Origin of the sequence: Legionella quinlivanii (genome assembly GCF_900461555.1) — a bacterium.
GTDB classification, from domain to species: Bacteria; Pseudomonadota; Gammaproteobacteria; order Legionellales; family Legionellaceae; genus Legionella_C; species Legionella_C quinlivanii.
The window spans coordinates 1309660-1327033 of sequence record NZ_UGOX01000001.1 but is presented as its reverse complement, the minus strand read 5'-3'; the positions used below and the strand labels follow the sequence as shown (position 1 = coordinate 1327033).

Genomic DNA, 17374 nt, shown 5'->3' with positions numbered 1-17374 from the left:
TCGATAATTTGAATAATGTGATAAAAAACAATAAAGAATTGTCGCCAAGCGGGTAAGTTTGGCGATATACTGTCCGAACGTCAATTTAATGGGTATCTACATGTCCTTGAAGGCCATGTATAATCAAATTTCAGGTCATTACGCTACTGCTGACAAATTTGGCTCACTCAGCCTCAGTCATCATGAAGCGATTGCGCAGATAAAAAAAGCACACTTGGGTCAACGCCCTCACTACAAAGTTTTGGACCTTGGAGTCGGAAACGGTGCTTTTCTTAAGCAACTAAAGCAATATATGCCTGAAGCTGATTTCACAGGAATTGATATTTCTTCTGAAATGCTCAAAGAAGCCAGTCAAACCCTGGACTTGACGGCTATTGAAGGAAGCGCTACTGAAGCCAGTCGTTTTTTGCCGCAGCATTCACAAGATCTCGTTCTGGCTCATTTCGTGAACGCCTACATTCCCATTCATACCTTATTCAATGAAGCAAATCAATTAACACGAGCTAATGGCCATTTTTCACTGATTACCACCACTTATGAGTCATTTCCTATCGCCCAGCAACAACTCGCTCAATTCATTGCAGAAGATAGCCTGATTAGTACTGTCGTGGGACATTATTATAAAGCAATGGTAAAAAACACTACAGTCGCTTCAGGGCTTGATGAATTGAAACATGTTTTCGATCAGCATCATTTCAAAATTGAACAACACAAACGCCTCGCCATCCCTATTACATTAAATAACATTGATGAACTGGCAACCTTTGGTATCGAAGGAACCTGGTTTTTAAACAGCATCTCTATCCGCATGCTGCCCAAGAACTTTCTCATCCAGCGATTAAAGCGCCTGTTCAGCAAAATATTCACCTTTCCCTATCATGATACTCATATCATTGATGTCATTTTGGCAAAGAAATAAAGCTTACATCATCTCCCTACGCCCTGCGGCTTGTCCCTGAGAGATGGCCACAAAAATTAACCATCCTATATTATCCTACGTACACCGTAAAAGCCTACGTACCCCGTAAAAGCCTACGTACCCCGTAAAGCCTACGTACACCGTAAGAGCCTACGTACACCGTAAGAGCCTACGTACCCCGCTTTATGCGGGGTACCCATAAAATGGCAGTGAGTTTTAAAATGCTATTGCCAATCAGACGCATTGCCTGGATTCCGCGCATAAAGCGCGGTACGTAGCGGTTAGGAGATATTAAGCGGAGCAAATAATCATTAAGCTACTCTTATCACTAACGGAATAACCTCACTTAAACCTCCAGCTTTATTTTTTACTTGTACACAAGAGAAAATATCTTCGGCTAATTCTTTAGGAATGTTTGCCTCAAGCTTATTGTCCATTACTCTAATCCAGGGAGGATTAGATATACCGTAGCACTTATTGCTAAGAAATATCTCGTAGGGAATAGAATGAAAGTCAGGATAAATCGTTTTTTCTTTTACGAAATCAAAGTGATACGCTTGTCCTGCATAAGCAAGAGGTAAGACAAATGCCGAGTCCTTCAGTCTTGGCTGATACACTGGATTGGGCGATATTGTCAGGGTAATGCTCATTGCATCTGAACTGCCTCCTTCCCTGTTGGCAGCGCGTATGGTCAGGTGAAATACTTCCCCCATAGCATCAAAAGGAATTTCGCCTTCAAGTCCTGTCTGAGATCCTGAGCTGTAATGGATCCAGGGAGCCGCAGGTTCCACTTTATCAAGGTAGACTTTAATGTCTGTATTCTCAGACGCGCTTGCCAGTGCATCTTGTATGTTAAATGAGAAATAATCGCCGGCTGCAGCGCTGAGGGTGATCGGTTTCAAAACAGGTTTCTTTGCAGGATCAATTGCCCGTTCAATAATAAAGGATTTAGGCAATGAATCCCCTCCGGCATTAGAGCTGGCTATCAATGTGAAATTCCATGAGGTTTCCTCATTGTCAGGAACAATTCCCTTAAGCCGCAAACCGTCCTCTGCCAACAGCAACCAATCTGGATTGGAATAGCGAGAATCAAACCGGAATCTGATTTGGTTGTTGGATAAAAAACTGGAATTGGCTGTTAGTAAAGCAGGTAGATTCAATTGATACAGTTGTAACGCTTGCGCAGGGGGGAGGACAACCTCTGGAATAAATACCGGTTTATCCTGAGGGTTTTCCCTGACATTGATCGTTAAGATTGCTGGCGCTGTATAGCTGTAAAAATTGCTGGCACTGAATTGAAATTGATAAATCCCCGGACGCTCAGGTTTGCCGATCAAACTGTGTAATGCTGGATCAAATCGCAATCCATTCTGCTCAGCAGGCACAACGTGAATTACGGGGCTTGCTCCAGACTGTACATTTTCATGGTAATAATTAATTACATTCAAAAAATTATAATTGAAACCTACATTAGCCGTCGCAATCTGCTCTGCAGATGCTGAAATCGATAATGGATGTGGGATGACCTTAATTTCAAAAGGCATGGACTGAGCTTGAAACTGCTTTCCACCGCAACACCTGTTTGAATTAAAAGAATAGTTATTATATGAGATATCTCCCTTGATAATCTGATTAACGGTAGTCGGGATAACCACATCAAAAAAACAGACAGAAAAGGGGTTGCGGGGATTAGGGATAGAATTATTAAGTAAAGGACAATCCCCCGAAACATAGCTTAATATGGCATTTACCGGCGTTTTCCAGTAATAAGCGCAATGTCTGCCAAATTCAAAAAAATCAGCACGCATACGAAAACGCACAGGCTCTCCTGCATACACAATTTGGGGAGGCGGGAATACATAACCAAGTACCGCAGCGCCCTGTGGGTTTGCATTAAAGGAAAAACAAAAATGCGCTTTTAGAACAAGAACAAATACTAATATTTTTTTCATCATTTGAATAATCCATTAAATCAATCATTAAACACAGTGAGTGATTAAGGTTTTATTCAAAGAATAAAAAACGCAGCGCCGCTGCGTGCAGGTTGGCTTTCATTTACGACTCCAATTTCCATATATGTCCGATATTGGCTTACCTGATGGCAGCTCAATAGAAGGGGATGTTACTAGCTTATTTTTTGAAGTCAAGCAGAATAATATTTATAAAACGAGATAACTTATTGCAGTAACTCATGCAGCTTCTCTTTTAGAAAATCTACCCTGCGCCAGATGGGAATCACCAGGAACAAAAACGATTAATGGCTTATCAGGATCCCCCTTTTAAAAAACACAGGGATTCGGCTCCCCCTCCCTTCATGATAGTTTCACCAGGATATAGCCCTGCATTGGCCTGGTTGCCGAAAACGAATAACAAGAGGAGTAACACATACCTGTGTATGGAGATCATATTAGAATCAATTGAGCACTTTACTTACAGCATAGTCAATTAGTTGAGAGAAAGGAATTTATCAAAGAGAAGCCTATGGAAAACGAGTAAAATAGAGTCTCAATGTGCTTATCAAGACTCTATTAAATCAGATCTAATCCTGAGATCTCATGTGCGGAAACAGAATCACATCCCGGATTGAAGGAGAATTAGTAAATAACATCACCAGACGGTCAATTCCAATTCCCTCCCCTGCCGTTGGAGGCATTCCATATTCCAGGGCTTCGATATAATCGTGATCGTAATGCATCGCTTCCAAATCGCCGGCATCTTTATCATCAACCTGCTTGCGGAAACGTTCTGCCTGATCTTCTGCGTCATTTAACTCTGAGAATCCATTCGCTATTTCGCGCCCGCCAATAAAGAATTCAAAACGGTCTGTTACTTCAGGATCGCGATCATTCCTTCTCGCCAAAGGCGAAATCTCTGTCGGATAGCCGGTGATAAAGGTTGGTTGAATCAAAAGATGTTCAACAGTTTCTTCAAAAATTATCATCTGCAATTTACCAAGCCCGTCATTCTGGCCATAGGGCAGTGAAAGGCTATCGAGTACCTTACGGCAGGCTTCAATGGAAGAGAGATGGCTTTCATTGAGATTGGGATGGAACTTCAGTATCGCTTCCCGCACAGAGAGTCTTGCAAAAGGATTGGAAAAATCAAGAATGCTGTCCTGATATTGAATTTGCCGCGAACCATTCACCACATCGCAAAGGTGATGAAGCAGGCTTTCGGTGAAATTCATCATGTCATTGTAATCGGCATAAGCCTGATAAAACTCAATCATTGTAAATTCAGGATTATGCCGTGTCGACAGTCCTTCATTACGAAAGTTTCGGTTAATTTCATATACCCTTTCAAATCCACCGACAACCAGGCGCTTCAAATAAAGTTCCGGAGCAATGCGCAGAAACATCTGCATGTCCAGACTATTATGATGAGTAATGAACGGCCGGGCTAAAGCACCGCCAGGAATGGGATGCATCATCGGCGTTTCCACTTCAAGAAAATCATGATGATCCATGTATTGCCGCAATGCAGTGATGAGCTTCGAGCGGATTAAAAAAGTTCGGCGGCTTTCTTCATTAGCGATTAAATCCACATAACGTTTACGGTAACGCATTTCCTGATCAGCCAAACCATGAAATTTATCTGGCAATGGGCGAAGTGACTTGGTTAGTAATTCGACAGAGTCGGCATGGACGGATAATTCACCAGTATTTGTTTTAAACAAAAGGCCTTTGACTCCGACAATATCACCCAGATCCCAGTGCTTAAATTGCTCGTACATCTCTGGTAAATCATTTTGTCGAATATAAACCTGTATGCGTCCGGAAACATCCTGAATATGAAAAAAGCTGGCCTTTCCCATTACTCTGCGCAACATAATACGGCCAGCGACAGAAACATGAACCGATTGTTCAGCCAGGCTTTCTTTATCCTGATTTTCATATTGCAGTAGTAAGTTGGCAGCCAGGTATTGGCGGCGGAATTGGTTAGGAAATTGAAAACCTTCGCCACGCAACCCTTCCAGCTTTTGTTTACGTATCTGATATACTGTACTTTCGTCTAAATGTTCTTCTGTCATTCTGCACCTATTCCTGCCTTTAAACTGGCTTCAATGAAACGATCAAGATCGCCATCAAGTACTGCCTGCGTATTACTTGTTTCAACACCTGTACGTAAATCCTTGATTCGAGACTGATCAAGGACATAGGAACGTATTTGCGAACCCCAGCCAATATCCGATTTGGTGGCCTCCAGCGCTTGTTGCTCCGCATTCTTCTTCTGCATTTCAAGCTCATACAGCTTCGCGCGAAGTTGCTTCATCGCCTGGTCTTTATTCTTATGCTGGCTTCTGTCTGTCTGACACTGGACAACAATTCCGGTGGGCTCGTGAGTAATTCTTACTGCGGAGTCAGTTCGGTTAACGTGCTGTCCGCCAGCCCCTGAGGCACGGTAGGTGTCGATACGCAAATCAGCCGGATTAATTTCAATTTCAATATTATCATCAATTTCGGGCGACAAAAAAACTGCAGCAAAGGACGTGTGACGCCGGTTTCCCGAGTCAAAGGGAGATTTGCGAACCAGGCGATGGACCCCGGTTTCTGTGCGTAACCAGCCATAGGCATACTCGCCTTTAAAATGAATGGTAGCACTTTTTATTCCAGCCACATCCCCTGCTGAGCATTCCACAAGCTCTGTATCAAACCCATGCTGCTCTCCCCATCTCAAATACATGCGAAGCAGCATTTCCGCCCAATCCTGGGCTTCTGTGCCTCCGGAACCGGATTGAATGTCAAGATAAGCCGGCGCCTGATCCATTTTTCCGGAAAACATACGTCTGAATTCCAGCGCAGCCACTTGCTGTTCCACCTCCTGTAGTTCCTGAAAAACGTCATTGATCGCAGACTCGTCATTTTCAGCACGAGCTAACTCAAAGAGTTCGTTGAGGTCAACTATATTTTGACCAAGCTGTTCCAACTGAGTGACGACTGCCTCCAACTGGGCACGTTCTTTCCCTAAAGCCTGCGCTTTTTCGGGATTGTTCCAGACTTCTGGTACCTCCAGCTCACGGATGACTTCTTCTAATTTTTCTTTCTTCGTATCAAAGTCAAAGATACCCCCTAAGCGCCTGAGTACGCTTGGAAAGGTCTTCCAGTGAAAAACTGATTTGATTTACTTCTAACATGGATTTCTCTTTCAATTCATCAATAATTTATTATATAAGCCTAAGCTTTAACCTGTTGTCATTTGCCTGGGGGCAGGTAGGCCGAATTAATCTCCAGCAATAAGCCTGTTAGTTTAACGCGAAAGCGGAATTGAAACCATAGCTGTATTTTGAGACTACAATTTTAGAATACAGTTAAAAACATTGCGATTAGACAGAAAATTAACAGGAACTTAACAATTCTCTCCAGATGCTGCACCTGAAAAGTATGTTATCATTCCTGACTTACTGAGAAAATATTATACTCCTCATCTGGATTGGAGATAACGATGACCAAAGCCCACACCCAAAAACATAAAGATCAGCTGGAGGCCCAGCGACGCGCGAATGAAGCCATTCAGGCTCAGGAAGCTAAAAAGCCAGTTCTTCCACAAGACAATTTAACTCAGCCTGACAAAAAAAAATCCGAAGCCGATGAGCCTGCACCAGAACCAGTGAGCATTAAAAAACTCTCTATCAATGATGACGACTGGCTCAAAATTGTTGACCAGTTTAAGCTCAAGTATGGTCAGGAGCCTCAAGAAGACGGCAGTCTGGTCTTCCCCTCTCAGGAAAGCGCCATCGAGTTTTTTACTGATCAGGCCAGCCAAAAGCGTGAATTTCTTGCTCAGCAAATGCGAGATGGGAAACCTACAGGCTTTACCGTCTTTTCCTGTGGAGATGGCACGCTTTATCAAGGCACAGTCGAGGAGATTAAAGCCGCAATAGAATTGGCAAATAAGGCGAATCCTCAGCCCCTCTATACCAAGGCGTTAAAAATACTTTCTGAAATACCTTCAGTCAATCAGACGAATTCAATGCGCGATGCCTTGGGTACAATAAAAAGCCCGGAACCGGAGCCCGAAGCAAAACCTCAGCCGAGACCACGGTGATCTGACAGCACTAAGGCCAGGCATCAAAGCCTTTCGCCTATATATCACTGGCTCACGCCTGCACGCCACACGGCCCACCCTCTCAAGTGCTCGGCCAAGCCCTGTGAGAGATAGTTACAAAATTTAACCATCCTATAAGAACCTACGTACCCCGCTTTATGCGGGGTATCCAGGCAATGCGTCTGATTGACAAAAGCATCTTAAAACTCACTACGATTTTATGGATACCCCGCATAAAGCCTGAGGGCTCCCCTCATAAATAAGGATATTAAAAAGTGGCAGTGCATGAAGATATATGATCAAATAGTTTTGCGAACAATTTTGATTAGGATATCTCATGCACATAAAGCGATTTTTACACAATTTGCTATCAAGTACTATCCATGGAAAACGATTTAATACGCTTAATTTATTTATCAATGCCTTACTCAGGGAAAAAAAGCTGTCGTTAACTCAGTTGGGGCGAGCATTAAAAAATAAGGCTCAAGAAAAGAATAATATTAAACGCTGTGATCGTTTTTTAGGGAATAAAAACCTGCATGGAGAGCGATTCTCGATATACCAAAAAACAGCCCATAGGTTAATTGGAACAAATAGTCGTCCTATTATCCTGGTAGATTGGAGCCATGTTCCTAATACAACGCATTATTTGCTTAGAGCCTCATTAGTCGCTAAAGGCCGTGCGTTATCAGTCTATGAAGAGGTATTTCCTCGCCAATATGAAAATAGTGACAAAGCGCATCACTTATTTTTACAGAATTTAAAGCAAGTTCTGCCTGAGACAAGTCTCCCGATATTAGTTACGGATGCTGGTTTTTATAATTCATGGTTTCGGTTGGTGTTAAAACAAGGTTGGGACTATGTTGGCCGTATTCGGGGTAATATATGTTATCGATTGGATACCCATACTTACTGGGAATATTATTGTGATTCAAAGGAAAAGGCGACCGAACAAGGGCAATCTCTGGGGTGGGGCATTGTCTCTAAAACAGACCCAATAGAAACATTTCTTTATTTAATAAAGCTATCCGGAAAAAAACGTACACGTTTTAATAAGTACAAAAAGAAAGCGCAAAGCAAGAAAGACAAGGTGTATTCAAAATCAGCCAATGAACCTTGGCTTTTAGCAAGTTCATTAAACAATACAGAAACATCGTTTAACCCTTTTTCAATCTATTTCAAACGCATGCAAATAGAGCAGAATTTTCGAGATTTAAAGTCATCTCAATATGGCTTTAGCTTTGAACATGCTTACTCAAAATCAATAGAGCGAATTCAAGTGTTACTAATGATTGCTATGTTGGCTACTTTAATTGCTTATTTAACCGGCTTCGTTGCTGAAAACAAGCGATGGCATCTCTCTTTTCAAGCCAACACATCCCAAAAAAAACGAGTGCTTTCTTTGTTCTATCTCGGCTGTCGAATCATACAAAGGAAATTTAAATATAGAATTGATTATGATAAAGCCGTCGAGGCCCTGCAAATAGAGATACTCGTTGCAGGGAGAGAATTATGAGGGGATCCCTCAGGCATAAAGCGGGGTACGTAGGCTCTTAGGGGTACATAGGCTATTAAGGGTACGTAGGCTCTTACAGGATGGTTAAATTTTGTGACCATCTCTCAGGGCCAAGCCGAGGCACGTAGGTATAGGAATAACTTGAACAATGAACTGTTTCTACTTTAAATCTTTTCCGATGTTTTTATAGCTTCGCGATAAGCGTGCAAATTCATCAATAATTCTGCTTCAGCGTTGGATAAATGGCAATTATCGATAATTTCGGCCTTATCGCCTCCCATTTGCAGGATACGCAGGGCATGTTGATAACCGCCATCGTTGTTACGCTTGTTTTCTATCATATTCACCTGAGAATCAATACTTCCCAACTGACGGTTCAAGTCTGTTAATTGCTTGGCAAAAACCAGATCGGCATTGACCAGTGCGGTCTGCTCAGACTGATAGCGTTCAACCGATTTGCTCAACTGACTGAGTTTTAGAGATAAGCTTTTCATTTCCTTTCGCTGCTTCATGACGAATAAAGCAAGTAAGCCGCAAATTATTAAACCGCAACTGATAATTAACATCATGGTGTCTCCTTGGCTAATGGTACTACCATATCAGTTTTAGGCTGTAATGAAAGAGGGGGTTCATTGTTTTTTTGGGTTTCCACTGTAAACTGATTTTTCCCTTCGCCAGGGTTTAGTAACCGTGGGATGGTTTTGTCCTTGGCAATGATTAAATTCACTCGCCTGTTTTTCGCTCTGCCATCGTCAGAAAGATTATCAGCCACTGGAAATTGCTCGCCGTACCCCGTCACTGTAATACGCCCCGGATCAACCCCATAATTGGTTAGTATTCTGGCTACAGCAGCAGCTCTCGCTGCGGATAGTTCCCAGTTTGAAGGATATTGGGGGGTACTGATTGGAAGATTGTCGGTATATCCTTCCAGTGCGATGGGAAATGGAACTTTTTTTAGTATATTGGCTAATTTCATTAGTTTAATCACAGCAAGCGGGCGTAGCTCTGCACTGCCACTGTCAAAAAGCGCCTCTGCTTTAATGTCCAGCTCAATCCATCCGTTTTGTCTGTTTGCGCTGTAGTCTGAATCTTGCAACTCGGCTAGTTTTTGTTCAAGATCATTAAAGGCATCAACATCTATGGCACCTCCTGATTGTCCATCATTCCGGTTACTCATTGGTGCTTTTTGTTTGCCATTCTGGTTAAATGCTGACTGCATTCCATCTGCGAGGGTTTTATATTTGGATACATTCACCGAGGAAATCGCATACATCACCACAAAGAAAGCGAATAGTAAGGTAATGAAATCCGCGTAGGAAACCATCCACCGATGAGTATCTTCATGTTCAATCTTTTTTGCTCTTCTTCCGCGCATTCTCTTGATGGAGTCCATAATTATTTAGCTTTAAGTTTAGCATATTTGGGCTTTCTCCACCGGCCATAGCAACCAAACCCTCTACCAGCATTTCGTCATGATGAATCTGGTTGGCAATACAGCACTTCAGTTTATTGGCGATTGGTAAAAAAACCAGATTGGCTAACCCCACCCCATAAATAGTAGCGACAAAAGCAACCGCAATCCCAACGCCCAGCTCTCCAGGGTCGGCCAAGTTTCGCATTACCTGAATAAGTCCTAAAACAGCGCCTAAGATACCGATAGTAGGACTATATCCTCCCATGCTTTCAAACACATGAGCGGCACGCAAATCATAATCTTCGCGGCGATCGATTTCCGCTTCCAATACGTGGCGAATGGTGACCTTATCCACTCCGATGACTAAAAGTTCCAATCCCTGACGCATGAGCGAATTGCTTTCGCTCTCCATATGCTGTTCAAGGGTCAGAAGTCCGTGCTGTCTGGCTTTTCGTGCTAAATCAATCAATTGCTCTTTACTTTTCTCGAAGGAATTTTTTGGAGGTGAGAATATCCAGGGAAAGATGTTAAATGCCCTTTTGAACGTATTCCAGGGCGTCTGAACCATCACAGCGCCCAGCGTTCCTCCCATGACGATGAGCAGAGCCGGCATATTTAAAAGCGAGTTTAAACTCCCGCCTTCAAACATCTGGCCAATAATAATCGCCGCAAACCCAGTAATTAATCCCAGAAAAGTTAAGCCATCCATAATTTATTTATTCTTCTGTTGACAGGCGTGCTCTGATTCGCAGAGTCGCTTGAGTATGTATCTGTGAAACTCGCGATTCACTGACCCCCAAGACCTCTCCGATCTCCTTCAAATTCAAATCCTGCTCATAATACAGGGATAAAACCAGCCGCTCTTTTTTGGGCAATCCTTCAATAATATGAGCCAGTCTTGCGATCATATCGTCCTGAATCACATGGGTGTGAGGTTCGCTGGTATAGCCCTCACCTTTTAGCACATCTTCGGTTACACCCAGATCATCAAATCCGAATAGCTGGCTGCCCGCAGAGTCCTGTAGCATTTCATAATATTCTTCCAGTTTTAAATTCAGCTCAGCCGCAACCTCTGCGTCCTTGGCTTCTCGACCAAGGCGGTTTTCTACCTGTTTGACTGCTTCAGAAATCATTCTGGCATTGCGATACACTGATCTGGGCACCCAATCGTTTCGACGAACTTCATCCAGCATGTGCCCGCGGATTCTGATACCGGCATAAGTCTCGAAAGAAGCTCCTTTGCTTGAATCATAATGCCTTACTGCTTCCAATAAGCCCAGCATTCCTGCCTGAATCAGGTCGTCAAGCTGCACTGTTTGCGGCAAACGAACCATCAGATGATGAGCGATTCGTTTAACCAGCATGGCATGTGCCTTGACTAGGGTTTCCTGGGTTTGCTGATTTACTTTGCCGTAAGCTGCTAACGCATCCACGACTGTCTCCTTATTTTTTCTTATTGAAAAAATTCCTTTTAGGATAAGCCAATTTTAATGTTCACTGGCTACCAACCGCTCCAGAAAAAAACTGGTATTGCCGCCCAGCACGGGTTTAAACGGCCATTTTTCAACATTTTTAGCCAGATTTCTGAATGCCTTGGCGGCATTTGAATCGGGAAATGCGGCCAATACCGCTTTTTGTTTTTTCACCGCGTCATGCACTCTTTCGTCGAAAGGAATGGCTCCCAAATAATCCAGACTCACATCGAGAAACTGCTCCGACACTCGATAAAGCTTGTTAAACAATTCGCGTCCTTCCCGCATGCTTCTGACCATATTGGCCAGGATATGAAAGTGGCTCCACTCATAGCGTTTGCTCATCACCTTAATTAAAGCATAGGCATCGGTTAATGATGTGGGTTCATCGCAAACGACTACCACCACCTCTTGTGAAGAACGGACAAAACTCAATACCGTGTCAGAAATCCCTGCAGCAGTATCGATAATCATGTAATCGAAATCATCGGTTAACTCATTGAAGGCATCAATAATGCCGGCATGCTCACTCGGACTAAGCTGAGTCATGTAATCAGTTCCGGAAGCGGCGGGAACAATCCGGATATCATAGGGTCCGGTCAACATGATATCTGCCAGATGGCAGATCCCCTGAATCACGTGAGACAAGTTAAATTTTGTATGCAAACCCAGCATAATATCAATATTAGCCAGACCTAAGTCGGCATCCAATAACAGTACTTTCTTATCCGTTTGCGCGAGTGCAACCGCCAGATTTACAGAGATATTACTTTTGCCGACACCTCCTTTCCCCGCTGACACCGCGATGACTTTAACCGGTTTGGAGCGAGTGATGTTTCGTAATCCCGCTGCCTGGTCATCTAAAGGTTTTTCAATCTTCGACATAAAACCTCCTTGCAGCATTCTGAATTGTTTGCGCAGCCGTATCATACTCGTTCATGCGTAATTCCTGCTGAGCAAATTGTTCAATTAGCTGATAGCGCGTCGCCAGTTTGATATCTTCAGGAACCCGTTGTCCATTCGTTACGTAACTGACCCCTATTCCTGTTTCGGCAATAGCGCTTAATACCCCTCCCAATGCCAGACATTCATCCAGTTTCGTCACCACACACTGCTCTACTCTGCTCACCTGATAGCGTTTAATCGCCTCAATAATAACCTGATAATGGCTGGTTGCAGGTAAAACCAGTACCGTTGAAATCGAATGGAGATGGGAGCTTAAGATATCCATCTGCAGACTGACCCTCTCGTCCGCAGGATTCATTCCCGCCGTATCAATCAGAATCAGCTTTTTATCATTTAGCTGACTGATGACTCTGGAAAGTGAGAGTTCGTCCTGTGCCACGCAAACCGGCACACCCAATATTTTTCCATACACAATTAACTGCTCCTGAGCAGCAATTCGATAGGTATCCATTGTGATCAAACCCAACTTGTCTGCTCCGAAGCGTAATACAAATCGAGCGGCAATCTTTGCCAGAGTAGTTGTTTTACCTACACCAGTGGGTCCTACGAAAGCATAGATTCCCCCCTCTTCAATTCGTCGACTGTCACAAATAGGCAGTGCTTCGGATAAACGGCTTAATACTTGCTGCCAGGCATTTTGCTGGTTAAGTCCCGGGTTGATAGGCGTAATCAGGGATGAGGCTGTCAATTGGCTGACACCAAGATAAAGCAATTTTTGCATCAAAATGGTATGAAGCGGTTCCTGCCGGCCAATATTGCCGCGCAATTGAGCTTCAAGCATTCCTCTGAGTGTCTGAATTTCCTGCTTCATTTCATCCAGTGGAGAGGATACCGTGGTATTGGAAGCGATCTCTCTGCCAAGAGTTGACACTGCCGCTTCAGGGCTTAATATGGTTTCATCGAAATCGATAGCAGCCACAATCTCCACGCCGTTATCTACTTTTGAACTGGATAAAATAACAGCATCCGGCCCAAAAACGGATTTGATTTGCTGCATGGCTGTTCGAGTATCTGATGCGGTGAAACGTTTTATTTTCATAAAAATCCCTTGTTATCCCACTGTGCCCACTATTCTTATCTGCTTGTTGTCAGGTATTTCCTGATAGGACATCACATGCAGATTATTTGAAATGTTACGCACAAAACGTGCCAGGATGGATCGTATTCCAGGCTGAACCACCAAAACAGCCAATTGTTGGCGTGCTTGTTGCTGCTCTGCAAACCGCAGTAAGGCCTGCTGAATTTTATCTGCCATTCCCGGTTCAAAACTCATATTTTGCCCGTTACTGTTTTGCAATGAATGCTGCAATAACTGTTCCAGCTCGGGTTTAAGGGTGATTATTTGCAACTCCTCGTTTAACCCACTCATCTTTTGTGTGATCAAACGCGATAAAGCGACGCGAACCTGAGCAATCAGATAATCAATGTCCTTGGACTTGCCGGATGCTTCAGCAAGGGTTTCCACGATAGTGCGAATATCGGTTAAGGGGATATGTTCAGTCAGTAAGCCTTGCAATACTTTATTAACAGCACCCAGTGTTAAATTGTCAGGAACCAGCTCTTTGACCAGCTTAGGCGAAGACAATGCCAGCTTATCAAGCAGCTGCTGAGTTTCTTCATAGCCTAATAGCTGTTGACTATTCTGCTCAAGAATCTGGCTTAAGTGGGTAGCGACTACAGTGGAGGCATCAACTACTGTATAGCCATACGTATGTGCCAACTCTTTTTGGCCTTCATTAATCCAGACTGCGTTTAGCCCAAAAGCAGGATCTCTGGTTGCCTGCCCATCCAACTCACCAAATACCTGTCCTGGATTTATAGCCAGCAGACGCTCATTAAAAACAGGCGCTTCCCCCATAATGACACCCGCCAGACTGATTCGATAATGATTGGGCTTAAGATCCAGATTATCCCGAATATGAACAGTTGGAATTAAAAAGCCTAACTCCTGGGAAATCTTTTTTCTGACGCCTTTTATTCTTGATAATAAAACCCCGCCTTGTGAGCTATCAACGAGTGGAATAAGGCGGTAACCTACTTCCAGTCCAATGACATCAACCGGGTTGACATCATCCCAGCTTAATTCAGAGACTAGTAAATTATCCTTTAAAGGCTCGTTTGACTCAGTGATTTTTTCTTTTCTGGCTTTGTCCTGATTGCTTCGAATCATAAGATAAGCCATAGTGCCAATACCTGCTGCCAATAAAAGAAAAGCAATGTGAGGCATGCCGGGAACCACACCAATCAAACCGATAATACTGGCTGCAATTATCAGTGCCTTCGGATGTCCGAATACTTGTTTTACCAATGCCTGACTCATATTTTGCGCACTGGAAACGCGGGTGACAATAATAGCAGCCGCTGTAGATAGAACCAGTGAAGGGACCTGAGCAACCAGACCGTCACCAATAGTCAATAGAATATAATTGTGCAAGGCAACATCGAACGACATCCCATGCTGCAAAACGCCTATGATTAAACCGCCAATCATATTAATCAGCAAAATTAAAATGCCCGCAATCGCATCGCCTCGCACAAACTTGCTGGCACCATCCATTGATCCATAAAAATCTGCTTCCTGGGCTACTTCCGCGCGTCGTTTAATGGCTTGTTCCTGATTAATAAGCCCTGCGTTTAAATCAGCGTCAATGGCCATTTGCTTTCCTGGCAAAGAATCCAGGGTAAATCGGGCGCTGACTTCCGAAACACGTCCAGCTCCCTTGGTGACTACCACAAAGTTAATCACCACCAGGATAATAAAAACCACCAGGCCCACTGCATAATTGCCGCCAATAACGACCTCACCGAAGGATTGAATCACCTGTCCCGCGGCATCAGTGCCATTCTGGCCGTTCAGCAAAACGATTCTTGTTGAAGCGACATTTAATGCAAGACGTAATAGGGTCGCTATCAGAATGACCGTGGGGAAAACCGCCAGATCAAGCGGGCGTTCACTGTAAATAACGGCCAGCAGTACAATCAGTGACAAGGCGATATTGAAAGTGAAGAAAATATCCAGCAGGAAAGCAGGCAAAGGCAGAATCATCATACTGAGCATGATAATCATCATCAGCGGAGTACCGAGCCCCTGATTGAACCATAATTTAATCGTTTGTAACCAGGAATTCATCAGGTTCCCTCCTCGCTGCGTCTAAGATCTTCAGGAATAGGCAAATCGTTAAGTGAAGCGGGTTGCCGCTCATAATATTGACGATTTTTTAATTGAAAAATGTAGGCCAGCACTTGCGCCACCGCCACATACAAGCCTCTTGGAATTTCTTTATTCAGGCCAGTTGAAAAATAAATAGCCCGGGTCAATGGGGGTAAAGACAGAATTGGCACCTTGTGCGCCAATGCAATTTTATTGATCTGGAAAGCAATCAGATCTTTTCCTTTAGCCACGACCACCGGCGCACGATTTCCTTTTTGTTTATACTGCAGGGCGACTGCGAAGTGCGTTGGATTAGTCAACACCACATCGGCTTTGGGCACCTCTGCCATCATTCGCCGGCGCGAAATTTCCTGCTGCATTCTTCGGATCTGACTTTTAACTTCAGGCTTTCCTTCCGTTTCCTTGTATTCATCCTTCAGTTCCTGACGCGTCATTTTTAACTGCTTTTGAAACTCATACCATTGAAAAGGCACATCCAATGCCGCAATGAGAACCAAACAGGAGCTAATCATCAGAAAAGAAAAGGAAATAATTCGCAGGCCCTCGCCAATAGCGCTTTCCAGTGAAAAATTAGCCAATGCCATTAATGAAGGCACTTGCCAATGCAATATAAGCAGCGCTGCCAAAGCGACTAACACAAATTTGATAAAGGCTTTAGCCATCTCGACCACAGCCTTCAAGGAAACCATTCGCTTTAATCCTTTCATGGGATTCATGCGTGAAAACTGAGGCCGCACTGCCTCAAAGGAACATACCCAGCCGCCAATTAGTAAGGGCGCAATAATTGATAATAATAAAATTAACAACAGCAATGGCCAGACAAGATTAAATCCCAGACTCATCACTTCGCGCATTTTATAGAACAGGTTGGCATCCGTCCGGAATAATTCCAAATTAAAATGCAGTGATTGCTGCATCAGCTTTTTGGCCTGTTCAGCCAGATATTGTCCTAAAATCAGGAAGCTTAAGCTTGAAAAAATGAGAATCAGTGTTGCGTTAAAATCTTTTGAGCGCAGCACCTGCCCTTTTTCTCTCGCCTCTTTGATGCGCTTGGGCGAAGGCTGTTCTGTCTTTTCCTGAGACTGTTCTTCTTCGGCCATCAGTGTAACATCCCTTTTATGAGTAAAATGCCCTGTTCAATGCTATCGCTCATTTGGTCAAACAGGCCGGGTAAGCTAAAGCGAATCACTATAAATCCCATCAGCAAAGTGAGAGGGAAGCCGATTGAAAACAAATTAAGCTGCGGAGCTACTCGGCTCATCACACCAAAAGCAAGACTGACCAGTAATAATGAAAGAATTGCCGGCAGAGAAACCAGAACGGACTCTTTCAACATCCAGGCAGAAAATCCCAGTATCGAAGCTAATTCAGTCACTCCTACATCAAATTGACCTACTGGCTTTATTTTAAAACTCTCAAGAAATAAATCGAAAAGCGCCAGATGACCATTTAAAGTGAGAAATAAAAGACTAACCATCATAAGATATAGCTGACTCACCAAAGGCACACTGGCTTTACTTGCCGGGTCAACCATTACCGCAAAACCCAGTCCAGCCTGCATGGCAATAATCTGGCCGCCCACAATAAAAACCTGAAAAACCAATTGCAGCGCGAACCCCATAAGCAAGCCTAGCAATATCTCATTCATCAGAAAAAATATATGCTCCAGTTTGAAGTATAAAAAAGACATGGATTCTGGAATAAAAGGCATTGCGATGAACGCCAGAGCAAATGCAAAAATAATCCGAATGCTTCGGGGTAACAATACAGACGAAATCAAAGGCATTGACAGGAATAGTCCGGATATGCGAGCCAGAGGCCAAATTATCTGACTTAAATACAGGATAATGGTCTGATGAGAAATGGCCAT

At 43.5% G+C, this 17374-nt stretch carries 15 protein-coding genes; 3 read left to right on the top strand and 12 right to left on the bottom strand.

All coding sequences use genetic code 11. The features are described from left to right. Positions 1-100 precede the first annotated feature (100 nt). Complete coding sequence (locus tag DYH61_RS05650; RefSeq protein ID WP_058506759.1) at positions 101-919, top strand: class I SAM-dependent methyltransferase; 819 nt, start codon at positions 101-103, stop codon at positions 917-919. A gap of 311 nt (positions 920-1230) precedes the next feature. Here the strand turns inward: DYH61_RS05650 and DYH61_RS05645 are convergent, their stop codons facing one another. From DYH61_RS05645 to prfB, 3 genes are all read right to left on the bottom strand, one after another. Beyond that, the gene (locus tag DYH61_RS05645; protein ID WP_058506760.1) at positions 1231-2874 is read right to left on the bottom strand and encodes a hypothetical protein; all 1644 of its coding nucleotides are present in this window, start codon (positions 2872-2874) and stop codon (positions 1231-1233) included. Positions 2875-3458: 584 nt separating this feature from the next. Then, entirely contained in the window at positions 3459-4949 is a 1491-nt protein-coding gene (gene lysS, locus DYH61_RS05640; protein WP_058506761.1) for a lysine--tRNA ligase, read from the bottom strand. Continuing rightward, a protein-coding gene (prfB, locus tag DYH61_RS05635; protein ID WP_103989271.1) for a peptide chain release factor 2 occupies positions 4946-6053 on the bottom strand; the annotation gives its coding sequence in 2 pieces (ribosomal slippage) (positions 4946-5977 and positions 5979-6053; 1107 coding nt in all). The genes lysS and prfB overlap by 4 nt, the downstream gene beginning before the upstream one ends. Before the next feature lie 308 nt (positions 6054-6361). Here prfB and DYH61_RS05630 point away from each other — a divergent pair. Both DYH61_RS05630 and DYH61_RS05625 read left to right on the top strand, forming a co-directional pair. Further along, entirely contained in the window at positions 6362-6964 is a 603-nt protein-coding gene (locus DYH61_RS05630; protein WP_058506763.1) for a hypothetical protein, read from the top strand. 337 nt (positions 6965-7301) lie between these two features. Beyond that, the gene (locus DYH61_RS05625; RefSeq protein WP_115343300.1) at positions 7302-8480 is read left to right on the top strand and encodes an IS4 family transposase; all 1179 of its coding nucleotides are present in this window, start codon (positions 7302-7304) and stop codon (positions 8478-8480) included. 164 nt (positions 8481-8644) lie between these two features. Here the strand turns inward: DYH61_RS05625 and DYH61_RS05620 are convergent, their stop codons facing one another. Genes DYH61_RS05620 through fliR form a run of 9 tightly spaced genes read right to left on the bottom strand, consistent with a single transcriptional unit; the run spans position 8645 to position 17374 of the window. Beyond that, the gene (locus DYH61_RS05620) at positions 8645-9049 is read right to left on the bottom strand and encodes a DUF2802 domain-containing protein (RefSeq protein ID WP_058508715.1); all 405 of its coding nucleotides are present in this window, start codon (positions 9047-9049) and stop codon (positions 8645-8647) included. Next, positions 9046-9873, bottom strand: coding sequence for a flagellar motor protein MotB (locus DYH61_RS05615; protein ID WP_237758790.1), 828 nt, complete (start codon positions 9871-9873; stop codon positions 9046-9048). The genes DYH61_RS05620 and DYH61_RS05615 overlap by 4 nt, the downstream gene beginning before the upstream one ends. Continuing rightward, entirely contained in the window at positions 9827-10603 is a 777-nt protein-coding gene (locus DYH61_RS05610) for a flagellar motor protein (RefSeq protein ID WP_058508714.1), read from the bottom strand. Before DYH61_RS05610 ends, DYH61_RS05615 begins: the two co-directional genes overlap by 47 nt. 7 nt (positions 10604-10610) lie before the next feature. Beyond that, complete coding sequence (locus tag DYH61_RS05605) at positions 10611-11327, bottom strand: RNA polymerase sigma factor FliA (protein WP_058508713.1); 717 nt, start codon at positions 11325-11327, stop codon at positions 10611-10613. 54 nt (positions 11328-11381) lie between these two features. Further along, positions 11382-12251, bottom strand: coding sequence for a MinD/ParA family protein (locus tag DYH61_RS05600; RefSeq protein ID WP_058508712.1), 870 nt, complete (start codon positions 12249-12251; stop codon positions 11382-11384). Continuing rightward, positions 12238-13371 (bottom strand): flagellar biosynthesis GTPase FlhF, encoded by a 1134-nt coding sequence (gene flhF, locus DYH61_RS05595; RefSeq protein WP_058508711.1) that lies wholly within the window; start codon positions 13369-13371, stop codon positions 12238-12240. Before flhF ends, DYH61_RS05600 begins: the two co-directional genes overlap by 14 nt. 12 nt (positions 13372-13383) lie before the next feature. Next, entirely contained in the window at positions 13384-15462 is a 2079-nt protein-coding gene (gene flhA / locus DYH61_RS05590) for a flagellar biosynthesis protein FlhA (protein WP_058508710.1), read from the bottom strand. Further along, positions 15462-16604: a flagellar biosynthesis protein FlhB gene (gene flhB / locus DYH61_RS05585; RefSeq protein WP_058508709.1), complete on the bottom strand. Its 1143-nt coding sequence runs from the start codon at positions 16602-16604 to the stop codon at positions 15462-15464. The genes flhA and flhB overlap by 1 nt, the downstream gene beginning before the upstream one ends. Further along, positions 16604-17374, bottom strand: coding sequence for a flagellar biosynthetic protein FliR (fliR, locus tag DYH61_RS05580; RefSeq protein WP_058508708.1), 771 nt, complete (start codon positions 17372-17374; stop codon positions 16604-16606). The genes flhB and fliR overlap by 1 nt, the downstream gene beginning before the upstream one ends.

Coding starts and splice junctions, on each gene's coding strand:
- DYH61_RS05625 (WP_115343300.1), top strand. CDS start 7,302: ATGCACATAAAGCGATTTTTACACAATTTGCTATCAAGTACTATCCAT.
- DYH61_RS05600 (WP_058508712.1), bottom strand. CDS start 12,251: ATGTCGAAGATTGAAAAACCTTTAGATGACCAGGCAGCGGGATTACGA.
- DYH61_RS05620 (WP_058508715.1), bottom strand. CDS start 9,049: ATGATGTTAATTATCAGTTGCGGTTTAATAATTTGCGGCTTACTTGCT.
- DYH61_RS05610 (WP_058508714.1), bottom strand. CDS start 10,603: ATGGATGGCTTAACTTTTCTGGGATTAATTACTGGGTTTGCGGCGATT.
- DYH61_RS05630 (WP_058506763.1), top strand. CDS start 6,362: ATGACCAAAGCCCACACCCAAAAACATAAAGATCAGCTGGAGGCCCAG.
- flhB (WP_058508709.1), bottom strand. CDS start 16,604: ATGGCCGAAGAAGAACAGTCTCAGGAAAAGACAGAACAGCCTTCGCCC.
- DYH61_RS05615 (WP_237758790.1), bottom strand. CDS start 9,873: ATGGACTCCATCAAGAGAATGCGCGGAAGAAGAGCAAAAAAGATTGAA.
- lysS (WP_058506761.1), bottom strand. CDS start 4,949: ATGACAGAAGAACATTTAGACGAAAGTACAGTATATCAGATACGTAAA.
- DYH61_RS05645 (WP_058506760.1), bottom strand. CDS start 2,874: ATGATGAAAAAAATATTAGTATTTGTTCTTGTTCTAAAAGCGCATTTT.
- flhF (WP_058508711.1), bottom strand. CDS start 13,371: ATGAAAATAAAACGTTTCACCGCATCAGATACTCGAACAGCCATGCAG.
- flhA (WP_058508710.1), bottom strand. CDS start 15,462: ATGAATTCCTGGTTACAAACGATTAAATTATGGTTCAATCAGGGGCTC.
- fliR (WP_058508708.1), bottom strand. CDS start 17,374: ATGGCCATTTCTCATCAGACCATTATCCTGTATTTAAGTCAGATAATT.
- DYH61_RS05650 (WP_058506759.1), top strand. CDS start 101: ATGTCCTTGAAGGCCATGTATAATCAAATTTCAGGTCATTACGCTACT.